The organism is Saccharospirillum sp. (assembly GCF_039982735.1).
Lineage (GTDB): Bacteria > Pseudomonadota > Gammaproteobacteria > Pseudomonadales > Natronospirillaceae > Saccharospirillum.
Window position 1 is genome coordinate 121,289 of the sequence record NZ_JBDWXV010000001.1, and the last position, 12,237, is coordinate 133,525.

A 12,237-nucleotide genomic window follows, 5' to 3' on the forward strand; every position below is an offset into this window, starting at 1 on the left:
GTCAACCTGTGGCGACGTCAGCGCTCTTGAACGGGACTGGCTGCGGCGCGACCAATGGATTCTTCCGGGGAACTAGCAAGGGCCATTCGGCCTCCGGGTGAGACAGGCGGTGCGTGTGCAACGCAAACGCCTCAACCATGGCTTGCGGGGTCAGGCAGCTTTTGACTGGCCCGGCATCAAGCAGGGCACCATCTTTCAGAATCAGTACCCGGTCGGCGTATTGGGCAGCGAGGTGGATGTCGTGGACGATGGCCAGGACACCGATGCCTTCACTGGTCAGAGCTCGCACACGCTGAAACACCTGATGCTGGTGCGATGGGTCGAGGCTGGCGGTGCATTCATCGAGAAACAGGTAGCGATGTTTGGCCTGTGACGACAGCAGCTGATTCAGCACTCGCGCCAATTGCACCCGTTGTTTTTCGCCACCGGACAGCGCGGTGTAATGGCGCTCGGCCAAGTGCTCGGTACCCGTCAGTTCGAGTCGGTCCAGTGCAATGGCGCGTTCCCGTTTTGCGTTGTTCAGCCCGAATGGCGTGCGGCCTAGTGCCACCACCTCCCAGGCTTTGAACGGGAAACTCATCGGGCTGGCCTGCGGCATCACGGCCCGGCGTTTGGCCAGGTCCTGTTTGCAAATGCCTTGCACCGGCTCGCCATCATAACTCAACTCTCCCTCTTGCAAGCCCCACTCGCCACTGACGACTTTCAGCAGCGATGACTTGCCAGCGCCATTGGCACCGATCACCGCTACCACTTCGCCAGGTGTTAACTGAAAGGAAATCGAGTCCAGCAGGCGGCGTCCGCCTTTGGACAGGCTGAGTTGGGCAACGTTAATCATGTTGAATGCCTTCTGTGGTTTGTCGCATCAGCAAGTACAAAAAGAACGGGCCACCGAGCAGGGCGGTGATAATGCCAATCGGCAATTCGGCCGGGGCGACCAGCAAGCGAGCCAGAATGTCGGCCCAGACCAGCAAGGCGGCACCGACCAGACCGCTAAGTGGAATAAGCGCCCGATGGTCTGGCCCCAGGGCCAGGCGCACCAAATGAGGCACAACCAGGCCGACAAAGCCGATCATGCCCGCCACTGAGACACCGGCGCCGACGGCCAGGGCGGTCAGCACAAACACCCGGCGCCGAATCCGGTTCGGGTCAATGCCGAGGTGATCGGCGACGGATTCGCCCATCAGCATGACGTTCAGGGCCCCCGCCATCAGTGGGAAACCGATCAGTGACACACCCATCCAGGGGGCTGCGATGGCCAGGTCTCGCCAGGTCACCGAGGCCAGGCTGCCCATGCTCCAGAAGGTAAAGGAGCGCAATTCGGCATCGTCCGCCAGGTAAGTGAGCAACCCAGATACCGCACCACTGAAAGCGGTAATGGCCACCCCAGCGAGAATCAGCGTGGTCACCTGGCTGCCACCTGGGGTCATTCTGGCAATGCTGTAAATGACCCAGGTGACCAGTAAAGCGCCGAGAAAAGCGGCAAACGGCAAGGCCAGAAAACCAAAGGTAGCCATAAAGCCCGCCAGTACCGTGTTGCCCAGTACGATGACCGCCAGCGCGGCCAGGGCTGCTCCGCTGGAAACGCCAATCAGACCCGGGTCTGCCAGGGGGTTGCGAAACAACCCCTGGATGGCGGCACCCGCCATGGCCAGAGACGCCCCGATCATCAACCCCATCAGCACTCTGGGCAGCCGGATATCGCCCAGCACGATGTCAATGTGCCGGGGCAATTCCGGCAAGGTCATCGGGCTCCAGTGCAGCGACCAAATTCCCAGCTCGCGGAGGCTGACCGGTACGGGCCCGAAGGCCAGAGCGGTCATTAACGCTAGTGTTAGCAACAGACCGATCAGGGTGGTAAACAGCCGGGTGGTCATGTGTGATCCGTCATCCTTTCCAGCAAGCCTTGCAGAGCGGTGCCGAGCCGGGGGCCAAAGCTGAGCAGATCCAGATCGTCGACGTTGTACAGTCGGCCGTTTTGTACAGCCCGGGTGAGGCTGAGTGCCGGGTTCGTAGCCAGTTCTTCGAGATTCTTCTGGCTGTGAAACATCAGAATGACATCCGGGTTGGCATTGATGGCCGCTTCGGGTGTCAGGGGTTTGTAGCCCTGAATAGCTTCGAAGACATTGGTAAACCCGGCCACGTTCAGAACACCATCGGCCAGGGTATCGCGGCCAGCGACCTGAAAGCCACGTGAGCCACCGTCCATCACGAACATGACGTTCAAGGAGCCCAGTTGCTCTGCAATGGCCCTTTGGGCTTGTTCAACCTCATCTTCGACCTGCGCCGCAAGGTCGTCACCCGCTTCACGTCGGCCAAGCACGGCTGCGGTTGACTGTATTTTTGAGATCAACCCGGCCAGCGACGGTGTGTTGTCAAGGATATCGATCTTGATTCCTGCCGCTTGCAGTTGCGACAGCGCATCGGCCGGGCCGGCATCGGCGGTGGTGATGACCCGGTCCGGCGCCAGCGACAAGATACCCTCGGCCGAGAGGGCGCGCATATAGCCTACATCCGGCAGGTTGGTTGCAGCTTCCGGGTAGATGCTGGTGGTATCGACACCGACCAGATCGGCTTCGGCGCCCAGTGCATAGATGATTTCAGTCAGGGAGCCGTCGATGCTGACCAAACGATCGGCGCTTGCCTGGCTGGCAAGCCCGGCCGCCGATATCAACGAGGTCAGTAGCAGGCGTGTGGTTGCTTTCGCCAGGGTCATGCCGCCACCACCGCTTTGCTGACCAGTTCGTCCATCAGCGCACGCCAGTCTTCACGCTCGTGGCGGCCCTCGGCCCGTTGCCCGAAAAACTGCACCACGGAGCGGCCCTGTTCGTCAAAGCCTTCCAGGGAATGCACCCAGCCGTCGACGGTGGGGCGGCGGCTGATCCAGGCGCTGGCCAGGCCTTCGGTGTTCAGGTGCAGGTTAAAGTCCGGATCCAGAATGTTGAACCAGGGGCCGGTGCGACGCAGCGTGCCCGGCACCCGGGTGTGAATCTGTACCGCGCCCCGGTTGCTGACAAAGGTCATCAACGGGATCTGGCGCAACTGGCAGGCGTAAAGGGCGGTTTCAATGTGGTGGGTGTCGACTTGCAGGGCCAGATCATCGTCGGCGGCTTCGAACGCGCTCAGGCGGTCGACACCGTGATGTTTGAGCAGGTTGTTGAACTGGTGCACATCGGTCAGGGCGCGCCAGTCTTGCATCATGGCCTCGGCAGAGCCTGCCAGCGAAGTGCGCTCATAAGTGGGTGCTTGGGCGAAGTTCGGTGTGACGGGCTCGTCACTGCGTTGGGCGACCAGGCTTTCCCAATTGGCCAGCTGCGTGTCCACCAATCGGTAGAGTTTGATGATGGCCGTACCGCTCTCGTCAAACACTTGAATGCTGTGACGCTCGCCTTCGGTAACGGCGAGGGTGTAGCGCCATTGCCGGAAGAAAAGCCGCTGATCCTGCTCGCCGAGGAACAACCCCATCATCCCGCCACCCTGAAGGTCGGCAAAGCGACCGCTGGTTTCGTGTACGGCGTTGTCGTTGCGAACCAGAGCCATTACCCGCCCGAGGTCAGGCAAGTGCATGGCCAATTCTCGACCGGTGGGCTGCAGAGACACCGTCTGCGCACCCGGCTGGGCCAGCAGCAGTTCCAGTTCTGAAACCCCAAGGGTTTCGGCGGCATTGCGAATGCGCAGCGAGGGTTGCTCCTGTTTCAGTTGCAGCCAGGCGCGGGCGAGGGCGGATTCAGTCATGGCGATGTCCTTAGTGATGTCTTTGTATTGGCAGGTCTGGTTGCTTAGTCGACGACCTAGCCTCTCGTTTTATTTGAGAATCAATATCATTTGTTCTTGACGCTCATCGGCGCTTGTCGATATATTAAATGCGAATAATTACTAAATGCAAATAGTAATCACATAGTTTCAGGTCAGGCCGGCCCCCAAACTCAGAAGGACAGATGAGCGTGGCAGTATCAGGCAGAGCCCCAAGGGCAACCCTTTTTCAGAAATCGCGATGGAAAGCTTCGCGGCTGGCCCTGGTGCTGGCAGGTGGCTGTGTACCGATTCTGGCGTGGGCCGAGTCGGTCACGCTCGCGCCATTGGTAGTAACCGGTACCTTGTCGGAAGTAACCGCCGAAGACAGCCCGATAGCGGTGCGGGTGATTGACCGGGCAACGCTGGAGTCGACTCAAGCAGTCACGCTGGAAGATTTGCTGGCAGATATTCCCGGGTTGCAGTTGAAACAAACCCACGGCCAGAGCGGTGCCTCGGTGTTGCTCAATGGGCTGTCTGAAAAGCACGTTCTGATCATGCGCGATGGCGTACCGCTGAATCAGGTTAATGAGTCGCGCATTGATACACGGAGTCTTCGCCTGGCAGACATCGAGCGCATAGAAGTGGTGTCGGCGAATGCATCGGCGCTGTATGGCAGTGCGGCGATGGGTGGGGTGATTAATCTGATCAGCCGCGAGCCTCAGGGGCCTGAGTTTGAAATCAGCGCCAATGCGCGGCAGTACGAAGCGGAAACAGAGCGATTGCCGAGCCAGATCGACTGGGCCGGGCGTGTTGCGGTGCCGATCCCGGGTGGCTATTCAGCCACAACCTGGTCGCTGACGCAGGATGCCGGCCTGGATAAAACACCGGAAACCTGGGCGGAAGATCTGCCCAATGGCCTGGGCTGGTCGCTGGCTCAACGATTTGATGTTTATGCCGAACGCGATCATCGCCTGGGCCTGAACTGGAGTGGATCGGACCTGACCAAGCCCGGCGCTCATGCCGTAACCGGCAACCCGAACCGAAGTGCCGTCACCGAGCAGCGAGTCTCTGCCCAGTACCAGGCTACCGGTGAGCGGCTGGATGTTATCGCCTCTGCCGGTCTTGGTTGGGGTATTTCAGAGCAGGATAAGCTGGGCAGCGATGGCATGGATCTGCGCCGTGAATACGCGCTGTGGAATACCGCCCTGGAAGGTCGCTGGCGGTTGACCCAGGGCGAGCACGATGCAGTGCTGGGCGCCAAGGTCAGTGCGGCGGCGCTGGAACAGGAAAAAGCGGATCTGAACGCACCCAGCGAAGACGAAATTGCCCCGGTCGATCAGCAAAGCCTGGAACTGTTCGCACAGGACAGTTGGTTCGCGACCGATCGACTGGAGCTGGTCGGTGGTTTGCGCGGCCACTGGGATGAAGCTTACGGCGCGCATTGGGCGCCGAATCTGGCGAGTCGGTTCGATGTGACGACCTACAGTTATCTGCGTGCGAGTCTCGGGCTTGGCTATCGGGTGCCGGACTTAAAAGAGCGCTATTACCAGTTCGATCACAGCCAGTTACATGGCTACCGCGTGACCGGCAACCCGGACCTTGAACCGGAGACGTCGGTTGCAGCTCAGCTGGAATGGGTGATCGATCCAGTGTCGCTGGAGCTGTTCTATCGGGATATCGAGCAGTTAATTGTCACGGCCGAGACGGCCAGTGATGAACCCGGCGTAACGGTTTACCAGTATCAGAACATCGACCGGGCAGAGGTATATGGCGTAAACCTTTCGGCTGAGCAGCAGTTGGGCGCACATCAGATTTCAGCCCATGCCCAATGGCTGCATGCCGTTGCGCTGGCAACCGGCGACCGGCTGGCCCAGCGACCCGAATACACCCTGGGGCTGACGCATGAATGGCAGTTGGGTGAGCAGCGCCCGGTAACTCTACGGTCTCAGATCGCCCATACCGGTCCGCAATTCTTCGGCGAAGAAGAAACCCTGCCCGTGGACCCTTACACCCTGGTGGATCTCTCGCTGAGTTATCAGTTAACACCCGCCTGGACGCTGACGACGGCGATTAACAATCTCACTGACGAAATATCACCCAGCGATGGCACAGCCGACGGCCTGCCTATTGGCGGTCGCCAATATGCGTTGGGTGTTCGTTACCGGCATCCGTTTTGAGGGCTGGGGTTGCTTTGGTGCCATGAGGTACACCCGGCAGCCCGCACTTGGTTTGTCGAAGGCGTTGATTATTCAGTATGAAAACTTGCAACACAGTAGATGCGAAATCCAAAACCCATGTAAGTGAGGAGACTGTATGAGAACCACCCATGCTTTGATGTTAGCTACATTGCCCGCCTTGTTTCTGGCCGGCTGTAATCTGGAAGACGACAACGATACGCCCACGAATGGTTCGGGTGATTCCTCCAGTGGGGATTTTGAGTCGGTAATGTTAGATGCTTCTACATCCTGGGCTTTTCTCAGTCTGGACCAGGCTGCAGAGGTGACCGTTAATGATGATTGGGACCTGGCTTTTTTCGGCACCTCAACTCGCGTTAATCCCGAGCGGGTGGCCTCAGCAATACTGGCAGAACAAAGTGAGTTTTATGATGCCGATGGTGACGCACTGGCTAATATTTTTACTAACGCTACGGCTAACTCGGAGGAAGAGCACTTGTTAGCCAGTTACGATTTGTCATCAGTAGCGTTTAAAACTGAAACCACGGATGCAGCACTCGGTCGAGATGGTGAGAATTTTTACGACTACATTTTTGCGACTCACAAAGTGCCGGCAAATGATGATGCCTGGTGGGTAGTGCGGTCGGCCGAAGGTGATAGTTTCGCCAAGCTCAACTTCACCTACTCTTATCGCAACCCCGAAACAGGTGCATTGAGTCTTGAAGCTGACTTTTTCGTACAAGCCAATGGCGAAGCTACTTACGACACGACTGCGGTTACCTGGACGGCAACCGTCGCCGACGGTGACGAGAATTGTTTTGATTTTGACGCTGGCGCCTCGGTCGATTGCGACAGTTCGACAGCCTGGGACCTGAAACTCAAGGTCGATGGTCACAGTTTTCTGATGCTGACCAATGGCGGTGTCAGTGGCAGTGGCGAAGCCGGTGTACTAGAGGCAATGACCGAAGCTGAAGCCGATGAAGAATTGGATGGCACGGCTTTTAATGAACGCGCCTTTTTGCAGGACAAAGGCGAAAATGCAATTACCAGCAACCCCTGGTATGCCTATGATTTGCTTGGTGGACATGGTATTTGGCCAAACTTTCGTGTTTACGGTATTCAGAATATCGAGACTGAAGACGTGATGTTGGTGCAGCTGATTAACTATTACAACGCGGCGGATGCTTCCCGTCATATTACGGTTCGGTTTCGTCCGGCTGACTGACTAATTGGAGTATAACGGCAACCCCGAATGACGTGACGTCATTCGGGGTTTTTTTTAGTGGAATAAGTAGAGGAAGTACGGGGAGAGGGTCGCAAGAAATTTGTTTCTGTTGTGGGTGCTCACCTCGGAGGCTGTAACTTAATTCAACTTGAAGTCAATCGGAACCGACACCGCAAGACCCCGGTTCCCCGCTTCTTCTGGCAAGGCAGGCAAGCCTGATACCCGTTCAATCATGGCGATGGCCGATTCGTCCAGCAAGTTGTAGCCGGAACTTGAGTCCAGAGTGATGCCGGCGATGGTGCCGTCGGTTTCAATACGCAAGGCGACTTGCACCCTGCCTTCCTGCCGGCGACGCAAGGCGCTGCGCGGGTAATCGAAGGTCCGGCTGAGTTCCTGCATCAAAGCGGCAAGGTAGTCGTCGTAGAGTTGCTCTCTCAGCGCTGCCTGTTGGCTGGCAGCGATGGCTGATTCGTTTAGCTCGCTTGATGTCGTTGCGGAGCCAGATGAAAGGGTGTTGTCTGCAGGCTCTGTGTTTGCAGCTAATGACGTGCTCGATCGATTGGCATCCTGGACGGGCTCCGGTTCAATCGCTGGCGCTGGCGCTGGCTCGGGCGCCGGTTCAGGTTCGGGCTCGGGTGTAGGCTCCGGTTCCGGTTCCGGTTCTGGTTCTGGTTCTGGTTCTGGTTCAGGTTCAGGTTCAGGTTCAGGTTCGGGTTCGGGCTCAGGTGTAGGCTCTGGTTCCGGCTCAGGTACTGAAACGGTATGGGTCGAGGTCCCCGAGCTGGCGATCAACCTGCGGCTCTGTTGTGGCATCGACGGTTCTGCCCGCTCCTGGGCAGGTGCGGTGCGTTTTAGCTGCATGGCAACGGTTTGTAGCGGCGGTGTCAGGCTAGCGGATAACGTCACTTCCGTTTGGGACTGTGCCATGGCGATCGCCAGTGCCAGGTGCGCCAGCACGGAAACGCCGATGGCCAGGCCTGTCTGCCGGGTTTGGGTTGAGGTGACTGGGCCAGACTGAAGCTGATTGAGGGTGTCAATTGGGGGCATCGCTGAGCTGAACCGGTCTACAAAATAGACAGCTATTATAGCTGACGCGATTGCAAATAAAAGTGATTCGCAATAACATTGTCAGACTCGTTGCTATCGGAGCCCGCGTTTCCATGTCTGAATCATTATCTTCCCGGTCCATCCGTTCTGCCAGCCGGTTGCAGGGTGAGTCTCTGACGGTCGGTTACGATGCCGAGCCCATTCTCAATGATGTCGATTTTCAGGTGCCGGATGGCCAGGTGACGATTCTAGTCGGGCCCAATGGCAGCGGAAAGTCCACGCTGTTGAAAGCACTCGCGCGGATTCTGACGCCGACTGACGGGCAGGTGTTGCTCGACGGTCAGGACATTCACCGCAGCAAAACCCGAGACGTCGCCAAAAAGCTGGGCTTGTTACCGCAGGGCCCTGTGGCGCCCGAAGGGCTTACAGTGCGTGAGTTGGTGGCTCAGGGCCGGTTCCCGCACCAGTCGCTGCTGCGCCAGTGGTCGAGTGAAGATGAGCGAGCTGTTACTGACGCCATGACCGTCGCCAAGGTCTTCGACTTTGCCGACCGGCCGGTCGACGGGCTGTCGGGCGGTCAGCGTCAGCGTTGCTGGATTGCCATGGTATTGGCGCAGCAGACCGATCTGGTGCTGCTTGATGAGCCCACGACGTTTCTGGATCTGAAAGTTCAGGTCGATTTGATGGAGCTGCTGGTGCAGTTGGCCCACCAAATGGGTCGTACGCTGGTGGTGGTGTTGCACGAACTGAACCTGGCCGCCGCCTATGCGGATACGCTGGTCATGTTGCGCGATGGTGCCATTATGCAATGGGGCGCGCCGTCGGACGTTTTTACCAGTGCCAATTTGAAAGCGGTGTTTGATCTGGATGCCCATGTTATCCGGGACCCGCATTCCAAGCGTTTGATCTGCGTGCCGACGTCTGCACCGGAGCCAGCTCAGCAAGTTGAGGTCGGCGTTCGCATCGCATGACCACCCAGGCTAGCCATAACGCCATGTCGTCATCGACCGCAGACAGCGCCTCGGGGGCCTGGCTGGCATACAGCGCCGGGTTGCCGGTTATGGTCGGTGTTCTGGCGCTGATGTTCGGCTGGCACATTGCCGTGGGGGCCAAATCGCTGCCGTTATCGACGGTGTTAGATGCCCTTGTCCAATACGACCCCACCCTGTTTGACCACATGATCATTCGCGATTTGCGACTGCCCCGCGCCATTATTGCGGTGTTAGTCGGCGCGGCGCTCAGTGTGGCGGGTGCGCTGATGCAGGGCGTCACGCGCAATCCGCTGGCGGAGCCCGGTATTCTCGGGCTGATGGCCGGGGCGTCCTTCGCCGTGGTCATGGCCATTGGGGTTTTTCAGACCGTGCCCACGGTCTGGTTGCCCTGGGTTGCCGCAGTCGGTGCGATGGTGACAGCCGTTGTGGTCTGGCTGATTGCCCAGTGGGCGCCCGGTGGTGCCACGCCGCTAACACTGACACTGGCCGGGGCAGCGATCACCGCTTTTCTGGGCGCGTTGATCTCTGTTGCGCACTTGCTAAATCAAGAAACCTTCGAGCAGTTGCGGGTCTGGCTGGCCGGTTCCCTGTCGGGCCGGCGGGTCGATGTACTGTCCGTTGCTGCGCCCTGGTTGTGCCTGGCACTGGCGCTGGCGATGGTGCTGTCCCGCAAGGTGACGGTTCTTGCCATGGGCGATGACGTGGCCCGCGGCCTGGGTGTTCGTACTGGCTGGCTTAAGGTGCAGGTATTGTTGTGTGTGGTGGTTCTGACCGCTTGTTCGGTCGCACTGGCTGGGCCACTGGGCTTTGTTGGTCTGGTTATTCCTCATGTTGTGCGCCTCTTTATCGGGTCCGATTATCGTTGGATCGTGCCGTATTCGGCGCTGGTTGGTGGGGCCTATTTGCTGGGTGTCGATATCATCGCCCGGCTGGCCTTACGGCCCCAGGAAATTGCCACCGGCATTATGACCGCCATGGTCGGCGCGCCGCTGTTTATCCATCTCGTTCGGCAACGGGCGTCCTGATATGACTGTGCGTCTATCTCACTACTGGGTACTGCGGCTTCCGGGAGAGCGTTTGTCGCTAAGGCTGCCGGTCAGAGCCCTGATATTGGCGCTTTTGCTGATGCTTGGTCTGCTGTCGCTGATCGCGCTTAGCCTGACCATCGGCAGTTACGATATGTCCTTGCGTCAGGTGCTTGGCGCTTTGCTGGGTGGTGAAGTTTCCGGGCAAATGACCACGGTAGTCTGGGAGTTCCGGTTTCCTCGCACCCTGGTGGCCGCCTTTGTCGGCACCATGCTGGCGCTTTCCGGTGCCGCCTTGCAGAACGTGACCCGCAACGGCCTGGCAGACCCTTCACTGGTGGGCATATCCCAAGGGGCAGGCCTGGCGGTGGTCGCCCTGACGGTGATCTGGCCCGAACAAAGTTCCACCCTGCGGCCCTGGGTAGCGTTTGCTGGCTCACTGGTCGTCGCCGCTCTGATTCAGGGGCTGAGCTGGAACCGTCGTGGAGGCAGTTCGATTCAATTTATTTTAATGGGCATAGGCGTGGCCGCCTTCATCAGCGCTATCACTTCAGCGCTGATGACCTATGGCCAGATCGACCGGGCCATGTCGGCTCTGGCCTGGCTCAGCGGCAGTATTAACGCGGCCGGATGGAGCGAAGTGCGGATGGTCGCGGCCTGGTGCGCTGTGTTAATACCGCCGTTGCTGATTCTAAGCCGCTCCATGTCGGCCCTGCAAATGGGCGAGAGTACAGCCGTGGGGTTGGGAGTACGAGCCAGCGTCATTCGCTATGCATTGATCAGTGTCGCGGTGGGGTTGGCTGCCATCGCCACGGCCGCGGTCGGGCCACTTGGCTTTGTTGGGCTGATTGCACCACACATGGCCCGGCGCCTGGCACGCAGCGGTGTGGGTATTCACTTGTTGCTGACGGCTCTGATTGGCGCTTTTGTCGTAACCCTGGCGGACCTTTTGGGGCGGGCTCTGTTCGCACCGATTCAGATACCGGCAGGTCTGGTCACAGCCATTATCGGGGTGCCGGTGTTTATTTATCTGTTGCAAAGAACTCAGGCTAAAAGCGCACTGTGAGGAGACTGTTGTGACGGCGTTTTGCGCTCAAATAAGCCGGGATGTCGCCGAACCCTTGCCGGGTACCGGCGGGCACCCGGGCTCCAATCTATTGCTGAGTTGGCCCAGCGGTCGCTGGTCGAAAACCTTTAATCTGGCAAAGGATATGACCTCCGATGAAGCGGACGCCATAGCCGCATTGGCAGAGTCCGGACGGCGCCTGAATCTGATTGACCGAAAGGCTCAGTCTTCGACGACGCATCGTGCTTATCTGATGCCCGAGTCGCGCGCTTTTGATGTTCCGCGCGCTGAGCTGGTTGCCTTTTTTTCGGCATTGAAAACAGGGCAGTCGCTGACTGGCTGGGAAGTCTCGGACATACCCGACTCAGTTGTGCTGTGTTGCACGCACGGTAAGAAAGACCGCTGCTGTGCCAAGTTCGGCAATGCGAGCTACAAGGCACTCACGGCTGCAGCAGTGACACGGCCTGAAGCCATTGAAATCTGGCAGAGCACGCACTTGGGTGGTTGCAGATTGGCCACATCGATTCTGGTATTTCCCCAGGCTCGCAAATATGGCCGTGTTGATGCCGATAAGGCAGACGCCTTTCTGGATTCGGAGAGTAAAGACCGTCCCTTTTTACCGTGCTACCGGGGTGACCGCCTGCTCTCACCGGAACAACAAGTCGCTGAAGTGGCTATTCGACACCATCTGGCACAGCAGAATATCTGGCCGGACAGGCTGGAACCAGAGAGCGATACCGACCTCTACGGCGGCCGCAAGACAATCACACTGCGCTGGTTATCCGGCACCGAGTACGGTCAGTTAAGTGTGCTGCTGGCACCCGAGACGGTTCAGCGCTTTGGAACCTGCACCGCCATGGACGATGGCGAAGAACCTGTTGCTCATAACACCTGGCAGGTTGTGTCTGTATTTGCGGAAGGCAGCCTGATTGCTCTCGCTTCGCAACCTTAATTCATCCTTCCACTGCACAGGGAA

The 12,237-nt window shown here is 58.6% G+C and carries 11 protein-coding genes; 6 read left to right on the top strand and 5 right to left on the bottom strand.

The window, feature by feature from the left end:
- Position 1: 1 nt before the first annotated feature.
- From ABJT94_RS00505 to ABJT94_RS00520, 4 genes are read right to left on the bottom strand one after another with little or no spacing between them, the layout of a single operon-like run.
- Entirely contained in the window at positions 2-835 is an 834-nt protein-coding gene (locus ABJT94_RS00505; protein ID WP_348476829.1) for a heme ABC transporter ATP-binding protein, read from the bottom strand.
- The gene (locus ABJT94_RS00510) at positions 828-1,874 is read right to left on the bottom strand and encodes an iron ABC transporter permease (RefSeq protein ID WP_348476831.1); all 1,047 of its coding nucleotides are present in this window, start codon (positions 1,872-1,874) and stop codon (positions 828-830) included. Before ABJT94_RS00510 ends, ABJT94_RS00505 begins: the two co-directional genes overlap by 8 nt.
- Complete coding sequence (locus ABJT94_RS00515) at positions 1,871-2,713, bottom strand: ABC transporter substrate-binding protein (RefSeq protein WP_348476833.1); 843 nt, start codon at positions 2,711-2,713, stop codon at positions 1,871-1,873. The genes ABJT94_RS00510 and ABJT94_RS00515 overlap by 4 nt, the downstream gene beginning before the upstream one ends.
- Positions 2,710-3,732 carry a ChuX/HutX family heme-like substrate-binding protein gene (locus ABJT94_RS00520; protein ID WP_348476835.1) on the bottom strand — a complete coding sequence of 341 codons (1,023 nt, stop codon included), beginning with the start codon at positions 3,730-3,732 and terminating at the stop codon, positions 2,710-2,712. The genes ABJT94_RS00515 and ABJT94_RS00520 overlap by 4 nt, the downstream gene beginning before the upstream one ends.
- 209 nt (positions 3,733-3,941) lie before the next feature.
- Here ABJT94_RS00520 and ABJT94_RS00525 point away from each other — a divergent pair, with 209 nt between their 5' ends.
- The gene (locus ABJT94_RS00525; RefSeq protein ID WP_348476836.1) at positions 3,942-5,909 is read left to right on the top strand and encodes a TonB-dependent receptor; all 1,968 of its coding nucleotides are present in this window, start codon (positions 3,942-3,944) and stop codon (positions 5,907-5,909) included.
- Positions 5,910-6,045: 136 nt separating this feature from the next.
- Positions 6,046-7,131 carry an HmuY family protein gene (locus ABJT94_RS00530; protein ID WP_348476837.1) on the top strand — a complete coding sequence of 362 codons (1,086 nt, stop codon included), beginning with the start codon at positions 6,046-6,048 and terminating at the stop codon, positions 7,129-7,131.
- Positions 7,132-7,269: 138 nt separating this feature from the next.
- On the opposite strand, the gene ABJT94_RS00535 is transcribed toward ABJT94_RS00530, so the two are convergent.
- Positions 7,270-8,178, bottom strand: coding sequence for a TonB family protein (locus tag ABJT94_RS00535; RefSeq protein WP_348476838.1), 909 nt, complete (start codon positions 8,176-8,178; stop codon positions 7,270-7,272).
- A gap of 113 nt (positions 8,179-8,291) precedes the next feature.
- Between ABJT94_RS00535 and ABJT94_RS00540 the strand changes: the two genes are divergently transcribed.
- The 4 genes from ABJT94_RS00540 to ABJT94_RS00555 are packed head-to-tail and all read left to right on the top strand — an operon-like array spanning position 8,292 to position 12,213.
- Positions 8,292-9,149: an ABC transporter ATP-binding protein gene (locus ABJT94_RS00540; RefSeq protein WP_348476839.1), complete on the top strand. Its 858-nt coding sequence runs from the start codon at positions 8,292-8,294 to the stop codon at positions 9,147-9,149.
- Complete coding sequence (locus ABJT94_RS00545; protein ID WP_348476840.1) at positions 9,146-10,195, top strand: iron ABC transporter permease; 1,050 nt, start codon at positions 9,146-9,148, stop codon at positions 10,193-10,195. The genes ABJT94_RS00540 and ABJT94_RS00545 overlap by 4 nt, the downstream gene beginning before the upstream one ends.
- A gap of 1 nt (position 10,196) precedes the next feature.
- Entirely contained in the window at positions 10,197-11,261 is a 1,065-nt protein-coding gene (locus ABJT94_RS00550) for an iron ABC transporter permease (RefSeq protein WP_348476841.1), read from the top strand.
- A 10-nt stretch (positions 11,262-11,271) separates the two neighbouring features.
- Complete coding sequence (locus ABJT94_RS00555) at positions 11,272-12,213, top strand: sucrase ferredoxin (RefSeq protein ID WP_348476842.1); 942 nt, start codon at positions 11,272-11,274, stop codon at positions 12,211-12,213.
- Positions 12,214-12,237: the final 24 nt, after the last annotated feature.

Coding starts and splice junctions, on each gene's coding strand:
- ABJT94_RS00510 (WP_348476831.1), bottom strand. CDS start 1,874: ATGACCACCCGGCTGTTTACCACCCTGATCGGTCTGTTGCTAACACTA.
- ABJT94_RS00515 (WP_348476833.1), bottom strand. CDS start 2,713: ATGACCCTGGCGAAAGCAACCACACGCCTGCTACTGACCTCGTTGATA.
- ABJT94_RS00545 (WP_348476840.1), top strand. CDS start 9,146: ATGACCACCCAGGCTAGCCATAACGCCATGTCGTCATCGACCGCAGAC.
- ABJT94_RS00530 (WP_348476837.1), top strand. CDS start 6,046: ATGAGAACCACCCATGCTTTGATGTTAGCTACATTGCCCGCCTTGTTT.
- ABJT94_RS00535 (WP_348476838.1), bottom strand. CDS start 8,178: ATGCCCCCAATTGACACCCTCAATCAGCTTCAGTCTGGCCCAGTCACC.
- ABJT94_RS00505 (WP_348476829.1), bottom strand. CDS start 835: ATGATTAACGTTGCCCAACTCAGCCTGTCCAAAGGCGGACGCCGCCTG.
- ABJT94_RS00550 (WP_348476841.1), top strand. CDS start 10,197: ATGACTGTGCGTCTATCTCACTACTGGGTACTGCGGCTTCCGGGAGAG.
- ABJT94_RS00520 (WP_348476835.1), bottom strand. CDS start 3,732: ATGACTGAATCCGCCCTCGCCCGCGCCTGGCTGCAACTGAAACAGGAG.
- ABJT94_RS00540 (WP_348476839.1), top strand. CDS start 8,292: ATGTCTGAATCATTATCTTCCCGGTCCATCCGTTCTGCCAGCCGGTTG.